Genomic DNA, 19,238 nt, shown 5'->3' with positions numbered 1-19,238 from the left:
GCGAGAGATGGCATCCACTGCCTGACTGAAATGCATAAAAAAATCCGGAACCCTTAACATGGATTCCGGATTTTCTCTTGCCTGATCAGCAAGTTAAAGAGCTTAACTGATCGGCATTAGCCAACCGGCCGGTTTTTTCAATTGCTATCGCAAGCAGATCAGCTGACGGCGTCGTCCGCTTCCAGATCCTTCATGGACAGCTTGATGCGGCCGCGTACATCCACGTCCAGCACCTTGACCTTAACCACGTCATCCATGTTCACGTAGTCGGTCACCTTCTCGACGCGCTTGTTGGCGATCTGCGAGATGTGCACCAGACCGTCTTTGCCCGGCAGGATGTTGACGAAGGCACCGAAGTCTTCGATGCGAACCACCTTGCCTTCGTACACCTGACCAACTTCCGCTTCTGCGGTGATCGCCATCACGCGGTCGATCGCTTCCTTGGCTGCGGCTTTGTCAGCGGCGTAGATACGTACGGTACCGTCGTCTTCGATATCGATCATCGCGCCGGTCTCTTCGGTCAGCGCACGGATGACCGCACCGCCTTTACCGATCACGTCGCGGATCTTCTCCGGGTTGATCTTCAGCTGGGTCATCGCCGGTGCGTTGTCCGGCAGTTCCGGACGGGCGTAACCGATCACCTTGGCCATCTCGCCGAGGATGTGCTTACGGGCGTGGTACGCCTGCTCCAGCGCGATCTCCATGATCTCTTCGGTGATACCGGTGATCTTGATATCCATCTGCAGCGCGGTAACGCCTGCTTCGGTACCGGCTACCTTGAAGTCCATGTCGCCCAGGTGATCTTCGTCACCCAGGATGTCGGTCAGTACCGCGAAGCGATCCTGCTCCTTCACCAGGCCCATCGCGATACCGGCCACCGGCGCCTTCAGCGGCACACCGGCATCCATCATCGCCAGGGATGCGCCACAGACGGATGCCATCGAGCTGGAACCGTTGGACTCGGTGATCTCGGACACTATGCGGATGGTGTACGGGAACTCTTCCTGGTTCGGCAGCACCGCAGCGACACCACGACGTGCCAGACGACCATGACCGATCTCACGACGGCCGGCACCCATCATACGGCCACATTCGCCGACGGAGTACGGCGGGAAGTTGTAGTGCAGCATGAAGGCGTCCTTACGTTCGCCTTCCAGCGCATCGATGATCTGCTGGTCACGGCTGGTGCCCAGGGTACAGGTAGCGATGGACTGGGTTTCGCCACGGGTGAACAGCGCAGAACCGTGGGTGCCGGACAGCACGTCGATAGCGACATTGATCGGGCGTACAGTCTTGTTGTCACGGCCGTCGATACGCGGCTCGTTATCAAGGATACGGCCTCGAACGGTCTCTTTTTCCAGTGAGCTGACGATACCCGCCACCTCTTTGGCGGACGGCTTGCCCTCTTCGTCGCCGGCCAGCGCTTCAACCGCCTGGCTGCGCAGTGCGTTCAGAGTGTTCTGACGCTGCATCTTGTCGGCGATCTGGTAAGCCGCCACGATGCCTTCGCCAACTTCGGCGCGTACCTGGGCGATCAGCGCTTCGTTCTTCTCGGCCGCGTTCCACTCCCACTTCGGCTTGCCGGCTTCCGCCACCAGTTCGTTGATCGCGTTGATAACGACCTGCATCTCCTGGTGCGCAAACAGTACCGCGCCCAGCATCTCGTCTTCACTCAGTTCCTTAGCTTCGGATTCGACCATCAACACCGCATCGGAGGTGCCGGCAACGACCATGTCCAGCTCGGACGCGGCCAACTGCTCGTAGGTCGGGTTCAGAATGTAGCCTTCGGCTTCAGTGAAGCCGACGCGGGCGCCACCGATCGGGCCCAGGAACGGGATACCGGAGATTGCCAGTGCAGCAGAGGTGCCGATCATCGCCGCGATATCCGGATCGTTCACCTTGTCGGCGGACATCACGGTACAGATCACCTGTACTTCGTTCATGTAGCCTTTCGGGAACAGCGGACGGATCGGACGGTCGATCAGGCGGGAGGTCAGGGTTTCCTTCTCGGACGGACGGGCTTCACGCTTGAAGAAACCACCCGGGATACGACCCACGGCGTAGTATTTCTCCTGGTAGTGCACGGACAGCGGGAAGAAGTCCTGGCCTTCTCTCGCTTCCTTGGCACCGACAACAGTACAGAGGACCTGTACGCCGTCCATGGTCACCATCACCGCACCGGTCGCCTGGCGTGCCACGCGGCCAGTTTCGATGGTTACTTCGTGATTACCGAACTGGAATGTCTTGGTTGCAACTTGAAACACGGTTGTTTTCCTATGCGTCAATGAAATAACGCCCGGAAACGGACAGCCTCGTTTCGTTTCAGCCAGTACTCAGTTGGTCTCTACAAAAAGACCAATTGAGTACAGGCTCAGTGGATACGAAACCAGTGCCGAATTCACGGGCCCAAATAAAAGAGGCCATACTCAGTATGGCCTCGGAGATCTTAGCTTAGCGGCGCAGACCCAGTTCACCGATCAGAGCCAGGTAACGGTCAGCGTCTTTCTTCTTCAGGTAGTCCAGAAGCTTACGACGCTGGTTTACCATGCGGATCAGACCGCGACGGGAGTGGTGGTCGTGCTTGTTGGACTTGAAGTGACCCTGCAGGCCTTCGATGTTTGCAGTCAGCAGGGCAACCTGTACTTCCGGGGAACCAGTGTCACCTTCGCCACGTGCGAACTTTGCTACGATCTCTGCTTTCTTTTCTACGGACAAAGCCATGATGTTATCTCCAAATATGCATGTGATCGTTGATCACGATTAAAAGACACGATGTACCGAGCATATTTCCAGTACAACGCCACCTCTCTGTGTTACCCATGGCAAGCATGCATAACTAGTAGGTTCATTAGCCGGTTTTCATCAACCGGCGCGCTTTCAGGTGCCCCTGCTCATCCAGCTCGCCGACACCGATAAAGTGCTCGCCATCCGCTTCGAACAGCGCCACGCAGTCGGTTGAGGCAACGGTCTGCTGCTGTGCCGGCAACACCACGACTTGGCCATTCTTGATGCGAGTGACCTGATCGGCAGCCAGCGTCAGCTGAGGGGTATCGCCCAGTGCGCTCCAGACCGGCAATAATAACCGATCCAACCGCGCTTGTGCGTTTTTTATCTCGCCCTGATCGGCCTCAGTCAGCTCAGCCAACTGCTCCAACTCGGCCAACGGTGTCATCTGCGCCGCCTTGAAAGGACCGCACTCCAGCCGGTGCAATCGCGTGACGTGCGCACCGCAACCGAGCAGCAGGCCGAGGTCCTCGACGATCGAGCGGATGTAGGTACCCTTCGAGCAGTGCACCTCCAGATCCAGCTCGTCGCCGCGGAAATCGAGCAGCTCGATCTGATGAATGCAGACCTGGCGCGGCTTGACCTCCACCTGGATACCCTGGCGGGCCAGTTTGTAGAGCGGCTGGCCATTGAACTTCAGTGCCGAATACATCGACGGCACCTGCTCGATCCAGCCGTTAAAGTGTGCTTCCAGCAGTTCACGGATTCGCGCTTCGGTCACCTCGTCGCCAATCGGCGCCTCGGCGATCACCTGGCCATCGGCATCCGACGAATCGGTCCGTACGCCCAGCTTGGCGGTGGTCCGATAGCGTTTATCGGAGTCCAGCAGGAATTGGGAGAACTTGGTCGCCTCGCCGAAACAGATCGGCAACATACCGGTCGCCAGTGGATCCAGCGCCCCGGTATGGCCGGCCTTCGCGGCGTCAAACAATCGCTTGCAGCGCTGCAGCACGCCGTTGGAGGTTACCCCGCCCGGCTTGTCGAGCAGCAGAATACCGTCCAGCGCGCGGCCGCGCGCACGTCTAGCACCTGCCACGCTCAGCCCTCGCTGCTGCTATCGTCGTCACGCTTCTCCATCTGGTAGGCCTTTTCGATCAGGCTGTGCAGATGGCGACCGCGCTCAACGCTCTCGTCATAGTGGAACCGCAGGTGCGGCATGATACGCAGCTTGATGCCGCGTGCCAGCTCGTGGCGCAGGTGCCCCGCCGCGCCATTCAACACGCCGAGGCTGTCCTTGATCGCCTGATCCTGGTCCTGGTCGCCCAACGGCAACACAGTAATGTAGACGTCGGCATAGCCCAGGTCCTTGCTGACCTTGACGTGGCTGACAGTCACCATCCCCAGGCGCGGATCTTTCAGATCCTGCTGGATAAGCTGGGCCAGATCCCGCTGGATCTGGTCCGCTACCCGTTGTGTACGACTGAATTCTCGTGCCATTACAGAGTACGCTGCACCTCGATGGTGTCGTAGACCTCGATCTGGTCGCCGACTTTCACATCGTTGTAGTTCTTCACGCCGATACCACACTCCATGCCCTGGCGGACTTCGTTGACGTTATCCTTGAAGCGACGCAGGGATTCCAGCTCGCCTTCGTAGATAACCACGTTGTCACGCAGTACGCGGATACGCTTATTACGGTATACGGTCCCTTCGGTCACCATGCAACCTGCCACGGCACCGATCTTCGGCGCGCGGAAGACATCACGCACTTCGGCGATACCGACGATCTCTTCACGGTATTCCGGAGTCAGCAGGCCGGTCAGTGCCTGTTTCACATCGTCGATGATGTCGTAGATCACGCTGTAGTAACGCAGCTCGATATCTTCACGCTCGACGATCGCCTTGGCCTGAGCATCGGCACGAACATTGAAGCCGATCATGATGGCCGAGGAGGCCAGTGCCAGGTTGGCGTCGGTTTCGGCGATCCCGCCGACACCGGTGGAGACGATGTTGACCTTCACCTCGTCGGTGGACAGATCTTCCAGCGCGCCGATCAGGGCTTCCAGCGAGCCGCGCACGTCCGCTTTCAGGACGATGTTCAGCGACTTCACTTCGCCGGCCTGCATGTTGGCGAACAGGTTTTCCAGCTTGGCCTGCTGCTGACGGGCCAGCTTGACCTCGCGGTATTTGCCCTGGCGGAACAGCGCCACTTCACGCGCTTTTTTCTCGTTGGACACCATGGTGAACTCGTCACCCGCATCCGGGGTACCGTCCAGGCCGAGGATCTCGACCGGAATTGCCGGACCGGCTTCGTCGATCGGTTTGCCGTTTTCGTCCAGCATCGCGCGGATACGGCCGTAATGCAGACCTGCCAGCACGATATCACCCTTACGCAGGGTACCGTTTTGTACCAGCAGCGTCGCCACCGGACCACGCCCCTTGTCCAGGCGGGATTCGACAACCACCCCCTGACCCGGCGCGTTCGGCGCGGCGGTCAGTTCCAGTACCTCGGCCTGCAGCAGCACGGCTTCGAGCAGTTCGTCGATACCCTGGCCGGTCTTCGCCGAAACACTGACGAACATCACGTCGCCGCCCCAGTCTTCCGGGATTACGTCGCGCTGCGCCAGCTCGTTCTTGACCCGATCCGGATCGGCTTCTTCCTTATCGATCTTGTTGACCGCGACGACCAGAGGTACGCCGGCTGCCTTGGCATGCTGTACCGCTTCCTCGGTCTGCGGCATCACGCCGTCATCGGCGGCCACTACCAGGATAACGATATCGGTCAGCTGGGCACCACGGGCACGCATCGCGGTAAAGGCGGCGTGTCCCGGGGTATCCAGGAAGGTCACCATGCCACTGTCGGTTTCGACGTGGTAGGCACCGATATGCTGGGTGATGCCGCCGGATTCGCCGGCCGCCACGCGGGTGGTCCGAATGTAGTCGAGCAGTGAGGTCTTACCGTGGTCGACGTGACCCATGACGGTCACCACCGGAGCACGGCTAGCCTGCTCGCCCTCTTCCTGGGCGATACTTTCCATCAGCGCCTCTTCCACTGCGTTCTCCTGCAGCGGCTTCGGCTTGTGACCCATCTCTTCCACCACCAGTACAGCGGTATCCTGATCGATCACCTGGTTGATGGTCGCCATCGCGCCCATCTTGAACATCACCTTGATCACCTCGGCCGCCTTGACCGACATCTTCTTGGCCAGGTCAGCTACAGTGATGCTTTCCGGAATGCTCACCTCATGCACGATCGGCGCAGTCGGCTCTTTGAAACCGTGTTCGCTCGGCTTGCGGCTGGTACGGGCACCCGGCTTGCGGCTCAGTTTGCCACCGCGACGATCGTCACGGCCGCCCGGACGGCCTGTACGGCCCGCCGGCGCTTTTTTCTTGTCTTTACGTCCACGACGGTCATCGCTGGACGGCGCAGCCGGTCGACGGGCCTCCAACTCAGCCTTGCGCTTGGCTTCTTCTTCCGCCTTGCGCTTAGCCGCGGTTTCTTGTTCAGTTTTCAGGCGTGCTTCCTCTTCGGCACGCTTGCGTGCCTGCTCTTCGTCCGCCTTGCGGGCCGCCTCATCAGCGGCCTGTTTTTCCGCTTCAGCCTTCAGTTCGGCTTCCCGACGGGCCTGTTCTTCCGCCTGCAGTGCCGCCGCCTCTTCTTCCTGACGGGCTGCACTGTCATCGTCGATTTCGGAACGCTTCACATAGGTGCGTTTCTTGCGCACCTCGACGTTGACGGTCTTTTTCTTACCTGCACCGCCGGCTACTTTCAGCTGGCTGGTGGTCTTACGCTTCAGGGTGATCTTCTTCGGCTCGCCATCATCGGCACTTTCGCCGTGGCTACGCTTCAGGTGCACCAGCAGTGCCTGACGCTCATTCTCTGATACCGATGAGCCGTCATTTTTGCCGGCAATCCCCGCTTCCTGCATCTGCGTCAGCAAACGCTCAACGGAAACACCAACCATCTCGGCAAGTTGTTTAACTGTGACTTCTGCCATCTAGGTTTTCTCCTCTTCCGTTGCCGGATTACGCCTCGTCGGCAAACCACGGGGCTCGGGCGGTCATGATCAGCTGCGCAGCGCGCTCCTCATCCACCCCTTCAATATCCAGCAGGTCTTCCACCGACTGCTCTGCCAGGTCTTCCATCGTTACGATACCCTGGGCCGCCATCAGGTAGGCCAGATGAGTGTCCATACCGTCCATGTCCAGCAGGTCTTGCGCCGGCTCAGCGTTCTCCAGCTTCTCTTCGCTGGCCAGGGCCAGGTTCAGCAGGGCATCTTTCGCGCGGGCACGCAGTTCGCTCACAATGTCTTCGTCGAAACCTTCGATCTCGAGCATCTCGTCGACCGGTACATAGGCCACCTCTTCCAGGGTGGTGAAGCCTTCCTCGACCAGCACCTGAGCGATATCGTCATCGACATCCAGATGCCGGGTGAAGACTTCCAGGATCGAGCCGATCTCGGACTGCTGCTTCTCGGTCGCTTCCTCTTCGGTCATCACGTTCAGCTCCCAGCCGGTCAGTTCACTGGCCAGGCGCACGTTTTGACCACCACGGCCGATCGCCATTGCCAAAGCATCTTCGGCGACCGCCACATCCATCGAGTGGGTTTCCTCGTCCATCACGATGGAAGCGACTTCCGCCGGCGCCATGGCATTGATCACCAGCTGCGCCGGGTTGTCGTCCCACAACACGATATCGACGCGCTCGTTGCCGAGCTCGCCGGATACCGCCTGGACACGGGCACCACGCATACCGACACAGGCACCGACCGGATCAATGCGACCGTCGTTGGTCTTCACCGCGATCTTGGCACGCGAGCCCGGATCACGGGACGCGGCACGGATCTCAATCACCTCCTCGGCGATCTCCGGCACCTCGATGCGGAACAGTTCGATCAGCATCTCCGGGCAGCTACGGCTCATCAACAGCTGCGGACCACGACCTTCGCTGCGCACTTCCATCAGGATTGCGCGCACCCGTTCGCCCATGCGGAAGGCTTCACGCGGAATGCACTGATCGCGCGGCAGCAGCGCCTCGGCGTTATTGCCCAGGTCAACAATAATGTTGTCGCGGGTCACTTTCTTGACCGTACCGGAGATCAGTTCGCCCTGACGGTCGCGATACTGCTCGACCACCTTGGCACGCTCGGCCTCGCGCACTTTCTGCACGATCACCTGCTTGGCGGTCTGGGCCGCGATCCGGCCGAACTTGACCGACTCGACCTGCTCTTCGTGAATATCACCCGGCTGCAGATTGGTATCGATCTCCAGCGCCTCTTCCAACGTCAGCTCGGTACCCAGCGCCGGAACTTCGTCATTGGACACCACCACCCAGCGCCGGAAAGTTTCGTAGTCACCGGTCGCCCGATCGATCTCAACGCGGATATCGGCTTCTTCTTCGTAACGTTTCTTGGTCGCCGTTGCCAAAGCCAGCTCGATCGCTTCGAAGATCACCTCTTTGGGGACATCCTTCTCGTTCGATACCGCTTCCGCAACCAACAGAATCTCTTTATTCATGCCACTGCCTCGACTAATTCCTCAAATCCGCGTTCAGAACTGTGGAACGATATTCGCCTTATCGATACTATCGATCGGCAACAGGTATTCTTCGTCATCCACGACCAGCAAAATATCTTCGCCCTCGACTCCATTCAGGCGCCCCTTGAACCGGCGCCGGCCGTCGAAAGCGATGCGCAGCCGGATGTCGGCCTGATGACCGGCATAGGCGGCAAACTGCTCCAGGGTAAACAGCGGACGGTCCATGCCCGGCGAAGACACTTCCAACGTATAGTGACTGCTGATCGGGTCTTCCACGTCCAGCACGCCGCTGACCTGGTGGCTCACCTTGGCACAGTCGTCCACATTGATGCCGTTCTCTGCATCAATATAGATTCGCAGGACACTGTGCTTGCCTTGCGAAACATATTCAATTCCCCACAGCTGATAGCCCAGCGCAGCAACGACCGGGTCGATCAGCTCGTGCAACAGCTTCATTTTTGCTGACACAAACAACCTCTCATGTGTGGGTCACAAACAAAAAATGGGTCCTAACGACCCATTTCTGACGCGTGGCACCAACAACATTTATGCCACCTACGAAAAAGCCCCTGAATAGGGGCTTTTCCTGACGAATAAGGTTGGTAGCGGGGGCTGGATTTGAACCAACGACCTTCGGGTTATGAGCCCGACGAGCTACCAGACTGCTCCACCCCGCATCAGAAACAGGCGCATATTATAAAGCCCGCCTGAAAGCTTTTCAATAGATGGTGCCCAAGGCCGGACTCGAACCGGCACGGCTATTAGCCACTACCCCCTCAAGATAGCGTGTCTACCAATTCCACCACTTGGGCACTAAAACCGTCAGTCCGCAGTCGGCACATCCGCATCGGCGGGCTGTGCAGGCGTGGACTCTTCCAGCGCAGGCAGTTCAGCTTCTTTAGCTTCCTGCTGCACTTCGATTACTTCCGCGGCCGGAATACCGGCATCGCTGATCGTTTCCGCTTTCTGCTTGGCGTAGACCGCCAGCACGAAACTGGTCACAAACAGGCCTGCCGCCAGCACACCGGTAACACGCGCCAGAAAGGAGGTGCTACCACTGGCACCGAATACCGTCTGCGACGCACCGCCACCAAACGAGGCGCCGGCTTCCGCACCCTTACCCTGCTGCAGCAACACGAAACCGATGATGCCCGCTGCCAGCAAGACATGAGCGATGAGAACTGCTGTTTCCATCTTTAAACCGTCTGTTATGCAGCAGCTGCGCTGCAGATTGCCAGAAAATCAGCCGCCTTCAATGAGGCGCCACCGACCAGACCACCGTCGATGTCGGGCTGCGCGAACAGCTCCGCTGCCGTTGCCGCCGTAACACTGCCGCCGTACAGCACACGCACTTCGGCGGCTACTTTCGCATCCTGTTCGGCCAACTGAGCCCGAATAGCTGCATGAATCTCCTGCGCCTGCGCCGGGGTCGCGGTACGTCCGGTACCAATCGCCCAGACCGGCTCATATGCGATCACCATATCGGCAACCGCACCGATACCGCAACGGGTCAGCACGGCCTCGATCTGCGCACCGACTACCGCCAGCGCCTGACCGGCATCCCGCTGTTCTAGGCTTTCGCCCACACAGAGGATCGGCGTGATACCCTGCGCCAAGGCGGCGGCACACTTCTCCGCCACCAGCGCGTCGTCCTCTCCGAACAGCGCGCGGCGTTCGGAGTGACCAATAATCACATACTCGCAGTCGAACTCGGCCAGCATCGGCAGCGCCACTTCACCAGTATAGGCACCGGCGGCGTGCTGACAGGCATTCTGAGCACCGACCTTGATTGCCGAGCCACGGGCCAACTCACTCACCTGCGCCAAGTAGACGGCAGGCGGACAGACCAGCACATCGACACCCTCAGCAGCCTGTTTAACGCCGGAAACCAGCAGACCCATCAACTCATTGATGGATACAGCATTTCCGTTCATTTTCCAGTTACCGGCTACCAGTGGCTTGCGCATCGACGCCCCCTCAGCAAAGAGGCCGGAATATTAACCGTCTCGCCATTAACTTTCAAGCGCTTGGATCGCTTTTTCCACCTGCTCGGCCAAACGACCGCACAACTGCTCGACCTGTCGCGCCTGTTCGCCCTCAACCATCACCCGGATTACCGGCTCGGTACCGGACGGACGCAACAACACCCGACCACTGTCGGCCAGTTCATCCTCAACCGCCCGCACCGCGTCATCAATCGCCGGTACCGACGACAGTTCAACCCGCTGCTTCAGGCGCACATTGATCATGGTCTGCGGCAGCTTGGTCATCCCCCGCCTCAGCGCCTGCAGGCTGTCGCCGGTTTCCACCATCGCCTTGAGCACCTGCAGCGCCGCCACGGTGCCGTCGCCGGTACTGGTCAGGTGCCGGCAGACGATGTGGCCAGACGACTCACCACCCAGCTGCCAGCCACGCTGGGCCAGCGCCTCCATCACGTAACGGTCGCCCACCTTGGCCCGCACGAACGGGATGCCATCACGCTGACAGGCCTGCTCCAGGCCGAAATTGGACATCAGGGTGCCGACAATGCCACCGTTGAACAGCCCTTCGCGCTGCATCTGGCCGGCGATGATGAACAGCAGCTCATCACCGTCCACCTCGCCACCCTGGTGATCGACCATGATCAGCCGGTCGCCATCGCCATCCAGCGCGATGCCCAGGTCAGCCTTGTGCTCCACCACCGCCTGACGCAGCGCCGCGGTATCGGTAGCGCCGCACTGCTCGTTGATATTAAGGCCATTGGGCTTGGAAGCGATCTCGATCACCTCGGCGCCGAGCTCGGTCAATACCCGCGGAGAAACGTGGTAGGTGGCGCCGTTGGCGCAGTCCAGCGCGACTTTCAGTCCGGCCAGCGAGTGACCGCCGAAGGTCGCCTTGCAGAACTCGATATAGCGGCCCGGCGCATCCTCGATACGGCGTGCCTTGCCCAGCTCACTGGAATCGACCGTGGTCATCGCCAGGTCCATCTGCGCCTCGATCGCCTGCTCGACCTCGTCCGGCAACTTGGTGCCGTCAGCCGAGAAGAACTTGATGCCGTTGTCATAGAAGGCGTTGTGCGATGCGCTGATCACGATACCGGCATCGGCGCGGAAGGTCCGGGTCAGGTAGGCGATCGCCGGTGTCGGCATCGGCCCAAGCAGCAGCACATCCACCCCAGCGGCCGACAACCCCGCCTCCAGCGCCGACTCGAACATATAGCCGGAGATCCGGGTATCCTTGCCGATCAGGATCTTGCGGCGTCCCTCACGGGCAAACACTTTACCGGCGGCCCAGCCCAGCTTCAGTACGAAATCCGGGGTAATGGGAAACTGGCCGACCCGGCCACGAATGCCGTCGGTGCCGAAATAACGTCTGGTCATCAAATCTCTCCTTTATGCTCCTGGCACACCGCCTGGGTCATGCGCACCACGTCGACCGTCTCGGCCACGTCGTGCACCCGAATAATCTGCGCGCCTTTCATGACCGCAATCACCACGGTCGCCAGCGAACCATACAGCCGCTGATCGACCGGCTTATCCAGCACCTGGCCGACCATGGTCTTGCGCGAAGTTCCCACCAGCAACGGCAGGCCGAAGCGGTGCAGCTCCTCCAGCCGGTTCAGCAAGCGCAGATTATGGTTCAGGCTCTTGCCGAAGCCGTAGCCCGGATCCAGCATCAGCCGCGACTTGTCGAAGCCGACCTGCACACAGCTGGCCACCCGCTGGCCGAGGAAATGGCAGACCTCCTCCACCACGTCATCGTAATGAGGCGCGTCCTGCATGGTCGACGGCGAAGCGCCCTGCATATGCATCAGGCAGACCGGCAGCTCGGTAGCCAGTGCCGCCTGCATCGCCCCGTCACGCGCCAGCGCCCGGACATCGTTGATCAGCCCGGCACCTAGCGCGGCCGCTTCGGTCATCAGCCGTGGCGTACTGGTGTCGATCGAGATCACCACATCCAGCTCGGCACGGATCCGCTCGACCACCGGCAGCACCCGGTCCAGTTCCTGCTGCTCGCTGACCTCCGCGGCACCGGGACGGGTCGACTCGCCACCGATATCGATAAAATCGGCACCCGCTTCAGCCATCGCCGCCGCCTGGCGCAGGGCCTTGTCGAGATCCAGCCGGTCCGACTGGTAGTAACTGCCGCCATCGGAAAACGAATCCGGCGTGACATTCAGGATACCCATCACCCTTGGGCGATTAAGATCTAAGGCGCGATCACCGAACTGCATTGCGGCGGTACTCCGGTATGGACAGATTCGATCAAATTAACCGAAACAATTGTAAGACAGATATAAAAAAGGCCAACCGCGTTAGCAGTCGGCCTTATCGGACAGATCAGACAGTGGCGTCAGTGAAATTTTCGATCCGGCGCTGCACCGTCATCGACCCGGCCATCCTGGTCGGCATCCGGCACATCCGGGTCGGTCGCCTCCGGGGCAGGGGCTTCGGCGCTGTCGGCACGCGCCGAGCCGGCACCGGCGTCACCGTCCTTATCCTCATCGACCCACCCCTCTGGCGCGGAAACTTCCTCGCGCGCCATCAGCTGGTCGATCTGCTTGGAATCGATGGTTTCGTACTTCATCAACGCCTGGCACATCGCCTCCAGGATATCGCGATTATCCTCCAGCAACTTGAACGCCTGCTGGTAGCAATCGTCGATGATCTTGCGCACCACCTCGTCCACCCGGCGCTGGGTATCCTCGGACATCGGTTTGGCTGCCTGGCCATAGCCGCGATTGAACGGATCCTGCTCCTCCTCATCGTAGAGCAGCGGCCCCAGCTCATCGGTCAGACCCCACTTGGTGACCATATTGCGGGCCAACATGGTGGCGCGCTGGATATCGTTGGAGGCACCGGTAGTGACCCCCTCCTTGCCCAGCGTCATCTCCTCGGCGATACGGCCGCCATACAGCGAGCAGATATTGGAGATAATCGACTGTTTGCTGTGGCTGTAACGATCCTCTTCCGGCAGGAACATGGTCACACCGAGCGCCCGACCGCGCGGGATGATCGACACCTTGTAGACCGGATCATGCTGCGGCATCAAGCGACCGACGATCGCGTGACCCGCCTCGTGGTAAGCGGTATTCAAGCGCTCCTTGTAGGACATCACCATCGACTTGCGCTCGGCGCCCATCATGATCTTGTCCTTGGCCTTCTCGAACTGTTCCATGGCGACGGTGCGCTTGTTGGTGCGCGCCGCAAACAGTGCCGCCTCGTTGACCAGGTTGGCCAGGTCGGCACCGGAGAAGCCCGGCGTACCACGGGCGATCAGCTCCGGCTTGACGTCGTCGTTCAGCGGCACCTTGCGCATATGCACCTTAAGAATTTGTTCACGACCACGGATATCCGGCAGGCCGACATTGACCTGACGGTCGAAGCGGCCCGGGCGCAGCAGCGCCGGGTCCAGCACATCCGGCCGGTTGGTCGCGGCGATCACGATGATCCCTTCGGTACCTTCAAAGCCGTCCATCTCCACCAGCAACTGGTTGAGGGTCTGCTCGCGCTCGTCGTTACCGCCGCCGAGACCGACGCCACGGTGACGGCCGACCGCGTCGATCTCGTCGATGAAGATGATGCAAGGCGCGTTTTTCTTGGCCTGGTCGAACATGTCGCGGACACGAGAGGCACCGACACCGACGAACATCTCGACGAAGTCGGAACCCGAGATGCTGAAAAACGGCACCTTGGCCTCGCCGGCGATAGCCTTGGCCAGCAGCGTCTTACCGGTACCCGGGTTACCCGACATCAGCACGCCACGCGGGATGTGGCCACCGAGCCGCTGGAATTTGCCCGGATCACGCAGGTAGTCGACCAGCTCCCTGACCTCCTCCTTGGCCTCTTCACAGCCGGCCACGTCGTCGAAGGTGGTCTTGATCTGATCTTCGCCCATCATGCGGGCCTTGGACTTACCGAAGGCCATCGGCCCCTTGCCGCCGCCACCGCCCTGCATCTGGCGCATGAAGAACATGAACACCGCGATGATCACCAGAATCGGGAACGACGCCACCAGCAGCTGCGACCAGATGCTCTGCTGTTCCGGCTGCTTACCCTCGATCACTACGTTGTGCTGCAGCAGATCGTCGACCAACTTCGGGTCCTGGAGTGCCGGCCGCACGGTTTCGAAATGTTCGCCGTTGGTGCGCTGACCAATGATGGTGTAACCATCGATCACCACCTTGGCGACACGGTCGGACTGCACCTCCGCGACAAAGTCGGAGTAGTTCAGCCGGCGGGTATCGGTCTCTGCACTAAAGTTATTGAACACGGTCAGCAAGACGGCCGCGATCACCAGCCAGAGGACCAGATTTTTTGCCATATCGTTCAAATGAATACCCTCGGTTCAGCTCTCTGTATTGCTGCAACACTGAATTCAGCCCACCACTATAACAGCTCGGCGGGTGGAAACCACTTATGCCCCTTTGAAGCCCTTTCCGAGCAGATAAACTTCACGGGAACGGGCGCGGGAGGCATCGGGCTTGCGAGTAACGACCGTCTTGAAGCTCTGCCTGAGCTCCTGCATATATTGGTCGAACCCCTCCCCCTGAAAGACTTTGGCAACAAAAGTGCCATTCGGTTTCAGCACTTCGCGCGCCATATCGAGCGCCAGCTCCACCAGATACATGGCGGCCGGCTGATCGACCGCCGCCATACCACTCATATTGGGGGCCATATCGGAAATTACAAGGTCGGCCGGCGCGTCGCCCAGCGCGTGCAGCACCTGGCTCAGCACCTCCTCCTCGGTGAAATCGCCCTGCACGAACTCGACCCCGGGCAGGGGATCCATCGGCAGGATATCGGAGGCGACCACCCGGCCGCCGTCACCGACCAGCTCGGCCGCCACCTGCGACCAACCGCCCGGCGCGGCACCCAGGTCGACCACCGTCATACCCGGCTTGAACAGCTGGTCTTTCTGCTGCAGCTCGAGCAGCTTGTAACTGGCGCGGGAGCGATAGCCCGCATCTTTGGATTTCTTGACGTACTGATCGTCAAAGTGTTCCTTCAACCAACGACCGCTACTTTTCGATCTGGCCACGTCTGGCGACTTCTCCGGCTGTGCGAACCACCCTACTCAGCCCAGGGCAACTCGGGTAAAATTGATTACTTTGTCAACGGCGGCAACAGACCGCCCCTGAATTTGAGGCAACATAGTTTAGTATGAGCTTATCGCCCGAGCAAAAGAAGCAATATCGCACCATCGGCCACGGCCTGAACCCGATTGTGACCGTGGCGGGTAAAGGGCTGACCGAGAACATCCAGCTGGAGGTCGACCGCGCGCTGGAAGATCACGAACTGATCAAGGTGAAGTTCGTGGTTGGCGACCGCGAGATCAAGAAACAGTTGATCCGCGAACTCTGCGAGATCGTCGAAGCGACCCTGGTGCAGGAGATCGGCAATATCGCCCTGCTGTACCGCAAGGCACTGCAGCCGAATCCGAAGCTGTCGAACCTGCTGCGCTGATCCACCCCCTGAAGGCCCGGCCTCTCCAGCCGGGCCCTCACATCCACATTCTCCTCATTCTATTCAGCAGCCGTTCGTCCGTGGCCTATTGTAATAGGAAGGTACTATTGCCTGCCGCGCAGCGCGGCCCGCCCAAACGGCCCGCACGCATCCATTGCCGGCATGGCTGATTGCGTTTCTGATTGAGGATTCACCGATGTCCCAAAAGCCGACGATACCGCGGCTAGCCTCCGCCCTGCTGTTGGCTGTGTCACTGGTGCTGGGCGGCTGCCAGTCACTGCCCGACACACTGCCACCCGATTCCGCCGCCAAACCGGTCGAATGCCCCACCCCCGAACCGAAGACCGTGATCCGCAAGGTGACCGTCTATACCCCGGCCAAGGTCGACAACAAGCAAATTTTCGGCGCCATCGAGCTGAGTCGCTTCCCCGGCCTGCAGCTGGAGCTACCGGCCCGGATCGATACCGGCGCCCGCAGCAGCTCACTGCACGCAACGGATATCGTCGAGTTCGAGCGCGACGGAGCCCCCTGGGTTCGCTTCAATATCCCGCTGGGCGATGACGACGAGGACGCGCAGACCTTCGAGCGCCCACTGAAACGCACCATCAAGATCAAGCGCAAGGGCACCAACTCACAGCGGCGCCCGGTAGTGGAGTTGAAGATACAGGTGGGCAGCGTCTCCCAGCGACTGGAGGTGAACCTGACCGACCGCAGCAACTTCGAATACCCGGTACTGATCGGCCGCGATTTCCTGCACGACCTGGTGGTCGTCGATATCAGCAAGCGGTTCATCGCCGACCCGCCCGCCAAAGAGGCAGCCAAGCCTCAAAAGACTAAGCAGGGCTCCCCCTGATGCGCACCTCCCAAGTACAGCTGTACCTGATCGCCCTGCTGCTGATCCTGCTGGGATTGGGGATGACGCTCTACAAGCACTTCGCACTGGATTTCCCGCTGCTGCCGGGCCAGACCCGCCAGGTATGGACCGTCGAAGCCCAGCTGCGCTTCCAGGCAGCGGGCGAGCCGGCCACCGTATCGCTGGCCCGCCCACTGAGCGGCAACGGCTATGAAGTCCTGCGCGAAAACTACGCATCCTCCGGTTACGGCTTTTCACTGGCCGAGCGCAACCGGCAACAGCGCGCCGAGTGGACCACCCGGCAGGCCGACGGCGAACAGATCCTCTACTACAGCCTGCAGGTCAGCCGGTTCGACGACAGCCCTACCGATATCGCCGCGACCCCGGCGCCCGAGATACCACGAATCGACCTGGACGAACCGCTACTGACCGCCGCCCAGGCGCTGATCGACGAGGCCCGCAGCCACTCCGCCGATCCGCGCAGCCTGGCCATCCAGCTACTACAGCAACTGAACAGTCCGCCCCCCTCCCAGGAGGTACGTATCCTGCTGGCCCGCAACAGTGATCAGCAGGTCAGCGCGGAACAACTGGTCGAACTGCTACACCTGGCAGGCCTGCCCGCGCAGGTCATCAAAGGCCTGCTGCTGGAGGACGGGCGGCGCAACCTGCAGCTGGAGGGAATGGTCGAGCTGTTTGACGACGACCAGCGCTATTTCTTCGATCCGCGCAGCAGCCGCGAGGGCCTGCCGGACAACTTCCTGATCTGGCAACGCGGCCAGGTATCGCTGCTGGACGTGGTCGGCGGACGCGATTCGTCGGTCAACTTCTCAATCAGCGCCAGCAGCGCCAGCGCCCGCACCCTGGCGCTAAGGAGCGCCAAAGCGGAAAAGGTAGCGCTGATCGACTTCTCGATCTATACCTTGCCGATCGCCGACCAGAACGCCTTCAAGACCATCCTGCTGGTGCCGATTGGCACCCTGGTGGTGGTATTCCTGCGCATCATCATCGGCATCCGCACCTCCGGCACCTTCATGCCGATCCTGATGGCACTGGCGTTTATCCAGACCACCCTGCTGACCGGCATCCTGATCTTCCTGATCGTCGTGTCCATCGGCCTGTGGATCCGCAGCGCACTGAGCAATCTGAACCTGCTACTGGTGGCCCGCATATCCTCGGTGGTGATCGTGGTGATCGGCATCATGTCCGGGCTAAGCATTATCAGCTTCAAGCTGGGACTGGAACAGATTCTGACCGTCACCTTCTTCCCGATGATCATCCTCTCCTGGACCATTGAGCGAATGTCGATCCTCTGGGAGGAGGAGGGCGCCCGCGAGGTGCTGATCCAGGGCTCCGGCAGCCTGCTGGTCGCGTCACTGGCCTACCTGCTGATGACCAACCAGCTGATCGAGCACCTGACCTTCAACTTTCCGGAACTGCTGCTGGTGATCCTGGCCTTCAACCTGATGCTGGGCCAATACACCGGCTATCGGTTGTCCGAGCTGGTCCGCTTTGCCCCGATGGTCAAACGTTGAGGAGCTGTCCATGATCCGCTGGTGCTGGCCCTGGGAACTGCGCAAACGGGGCATCCTCGGAATGAACAGGCGCAACAGCCGCTATATCGGCAGCTACAACGAGCGCCGGCATTACCCGCTGGTCGACAACAAGCTCAAGAGCAAACAACTGGCCGAAGCGGCCGGCATCGCGGTCCCCAAGTTGCTGGGGGTGGTACATTCGCAGCACGATGCCAGCCACGCCCTGGAACTGCTGCAGAATCTGAATGACTTCGTCATCAAGCCGGCCCAAGGCAGTGGCGGCAAGGGGATTCTGGTGATCGTCGCGCGCGAGGGGGAGCAGTTCATCAAGCCCAGCGGCGAACGACTGAGCATCTTCGATATCGAGCGTGACCTGTCCAACATTCTCGGCGGGCTCTATTCCTTGGGCGGCAAGCCCGACGTGGCGATGATCGAGGCCCGGGTCGAGTTCGATCCGGTGTTCGACAACTACAGCTACGAGGGGGTACCGGATATCCGCGTCATCACCCTGCGCGGCTATCCGGTGATGGCGATGCTGCGGCTGGCTACCCACGCCTCCGACGGCAAGGCCAACCTCCACCAGGGTGCAGTCGGCGTCGGCCTGGACCTGGCCAATGGCCGCGGGCTCAACGCAGTGCAGTTCGGCCGCCCGGTCAGCCACCACCCCGATACCGGCACCGCGTTCGACAAGCTGCAGGTGCCGCACTGGCAGCAGATTCTCGAACTGGCCGCCAGCTGTTACGAAGTCACCGAACTGGGCTACATGGGCTGCGATATCGTACTGGACCGCGACCTGGGGCCGCTGATCCTGGAGATGAATGCCCGTCCCGGCCTGGCAATTCAGATCGCCAACGATTGCGGTTTGACACCACGCCTCCAACAGATCGAGCAACGGGCTCCGCACACGGCCAGCGTCACCGAGCGGGTCGCCTACGCCATCGAGCAGTTTGGTCACGGCTAAACCAGCCCCTCACCACCGCCGACCGCCGGCACCGCTGCCCAGCCATAAAAAAACCGCGCCTAAGCGTAATGCCGATCAGTTAAGCTCTTTAACTTGCTGATCAGGCAAGAGAAAATCCGGAATCCATGTTAAGGGTTCCGGATTTTTTTATGCATTTCAGTCAGGCAGTGGATGCCATCTCTCGC

General features: G+C 60.4%; 17 protein-coding genes and 2 tRNA genes. 4 read left to right on the top strand and 15 right to left on the bottom strand.

What is annotated here, in order from left to right; genetic code table 11:
- Positions 1–158: 158 nt before the first annotated feature.
- The 15 genes from pnp to rlmE form a co-directional block, all read right to left on the bottom strand.
- The gene (pnp, locus tag K6T12_RS19635) at positions 159–2,264 is read right to left on the bottom strand and encodes a polyribonucleotide nucleotidyltransferase (RefSeq protein WP_222224645.1); all 2,106 of its coding nucleotides are present in this window, start codon (positions 2,262–2,264) and stop codon (positions 159–161) included.
- 187 nt (positions 2,265–2,451) lie between these two features.
- Positions 2,452–2,721: a 30S ribosomal protein S15 gene (gene rpsO, locus K6T12_RS19630; RefSeq protein WP_222224644.1), complete on the bottom strand. Its 270-nt coding sequence runs from the start codon at positions 2,719–2,721 to the stop codon at positions 2,452–2,454.
- Between the two features lie 127 nt (positions 2,722–2,848).
- On the bottom strand, positions 2,849–3,820 hold the full coding sequence (truB, locus tag K6T12_RS19625) for a tRNA pseudouridine(55) synthase TruB (protein WP_222224643.1): 972 nt from the start codon (positions 3,818–3,820) through the stop codon (positions 2,849–2,851).
- A gap of 2 nt (positions 3,821–3,822) precedes the next feature.
- Complete coding sequence (gene rbfA / locus K6T12_RS19620; RefSeq protein ID WP_222224642.1) at positions 3,823–4,221, bottom strand: 30S ribosome-binding factor RbfA; 399 nt, start codon at positions 4,219–4,221, stop codon at positions 3,823–3,825.
- Positions 4,221–6,722, bottom strand: coding sequence for a translation initiation factor IF-2 (infB, locus tag K6T12_RS19615; RefSeq protein WP_222224641.1), 2,502 nt, complete (start codon positions 6,720–6,722; stop codon positions 4,221–4,223). The genes rbfA and infB overlap by 1 nt, the downstream gene beginning before the upstream one ends.
- 28 nt (positions 6,723–6,750) lie before the next feature.
- Positions 6,751–8,241 (bottom strand): transcription termination factor NusA, encoded by a 1,491-nt coding sequence (gene nusA, locus K6T12_RS19610; protein WP_222224640.1) that lies wholly within the window; start codon positions 8,239–8,241, stop codon positions 6,751–6,753.
- Positions 8,242–8,274: 33 nt separating this feature from the next.
- Positions 8,275–8,730: a ribosome maturation factor RimP gene (rimP, locus tag K6T12_RS19605; RefSeq protein ID WP_222224638.1), complete on the bottom strand. Its 456-nt coding sequence runs from the start codon at positions 8,728–8,730 to the stop codon at positions 8,275–8,277.
- Positions 8,731–8,862: 132 nt separating this feature from the next.
- Positions 8,863–8,939, bottom strand: a tRNA-Met gene (locus K6T12_RS19600).
- A gap of 49 nt (positions 8,940–8,988) precedes the next feature.
- Positions 8,989–9,074: transfer RNA gene (locus K6T12_RS19595), tRNA-Leu, on the bottom strand.
- 10 nt (positions 9,075–9,084) lie between these two features.
- Positions 9,085–9,456, bottom strand: a complete 372-nt coding sequence (gene secG / locus K6T12_RS19590) for a preprotein translocase subunit SecG (RefSeq protein ID WP_222224637.1) — start codon at positions 9,454–9,456, stop codon at positions 9,085–9,087.
- A gap of 14 nt (positions 9,457–9,470) precedes the next feature.
- Positions 9,471–10,229: a triose-phosphate isomerase gene (gene tpiA / locus K6T12_RS19585; RefSeq protein WP_222224635.1), complete on the bottom strand. Its 759-nt coding sequence runs from the start codon at positions 10,227–10,229 to the stop codon at positions 9,471–9,473.
- A 45-nt stretch (positions 10,230–10,274) separates the two neighbouring features.
- On the bottom strand, positions 10,275–11,621 hold the full coding sequence (glmM, locus tag K6T12_RS19580; RefSeq protein ID WP_222224634.1) for a phosphoglucosamine mutase: 1,347 nt from the start codon (positions 11,619–11,621) through the stop codon (positions 10,275–10,277).
- Entirely contained in the window at positions 11,621–12,475 is an 855-nt protein-coding gene (folP, locus tag K6T12_RS19575; RefSeq protein WP_255611919.1) for a dihydropteroate synthase, read from the bottom strand. Before folP ends, glmM begins: the two co-directional genes overlap by 1 nt.
- A 119-nt stretch (positions 12,476–12,594) precedes the next feature.
- On the bottom strand, positions 12,595–14,565 hold the full coding sequence (gene ftsH, locus K6T12_RS19570; protein WP_222224633.1) for an ATP-dependent zinc metalloprotease FtsH: 1,971 nt from the start codon (positions 14,563–14,565) through the stop codon (positions 12,595–12,597).
- A 93-nt stretch (positions 14,566–14,658) separates the two neighbouring features.
- Positions 14,659–15,282, bottom strand: coding sequence for a 23S rRNA (uridine(2552)-2'-O)-methyltransferase RlmE (gene rlmE / locus K6T12_RS19565; RefSeq protein WP_222224632.1), 624 nt, complete (start codon positions 15,280–15,282; stop codon positions 14,659–14,661).
- A 122-nt stretch (positions 15,283–15,404) separates the two neighbouring features.
- Between rlmE and K6T12_RS19560 the strand changes: the two genes are divergently transcribed.
- From K6T12_RS19560 to K6T12_RS19545, 4 genes are all read left to right on the top strand, one after another.
- Positions 15,405–15,707 carry a YhbY family RNA-binding protein gene (locus K6T12_RS19560; RefSeq protein WP_222224631.1) on the top strand — a complete coding sequence of 101 codons (303 nt, stop codon included), beginning with the start codon at positions 15,405–15,407 and terminating at the stop codon, positions 15,705–15,707.
- 196 nt (positions 15,708–15,903) lie between these two features.
- The gene (locus K6T12_RS19555; protein ID WP_222224630.1) at positions 15,904–16,560 is read left to right on the top strand and encodes an ATP-dependent zinc protease family protein; all 657 of its coding nucleotides are present in this window, start codon (positions 15,904–15,906) and stop codon (positions 16,558–16,560) included.
- Positions 16,560–18,092 (top strand): inactive transglutaminase family protein, encoded by a 1,533-nt coding sequence (locus K6T12_RS19550; RefSeq protein ID WP_222224629.1) that lies wholly within the window; start codon positions 16,560–16,562, stop codon positions 18,090–18,092. The genes K6T12_RS19555 and K6T12_RS19550 overlap by 1 nt, the downstream gene beginning before the upstream one ends.
- Before the next feature lie 10 nt (positions 18,093–18,102).
- A complete protein-coding gene (locus K6T12_RS19545; protein ID WP_222224628.1) occupies positions 18,103–19,053 on the top strand; it encodes an alpha-L-glutamate ligase-like protein in 951 nt (316 codons plus the stop codon).
- Positions 19,054–19,238: the final 185 nt, after the last annotated feature.

The sequence above is a fragment of the Marinobacterium arenosum genome (genome assembly GCF_019795155.1).
GTDB lineage: Bacteria > Pseudomonadota > Gammaproteobacteria > Pseudomonadales > Balneatricaceae > Marinobacterium_C > Marinobacterium_C arenosum.
This window is presented reverse-complemented; position numbering and strand designations above follow the sequence as displayed.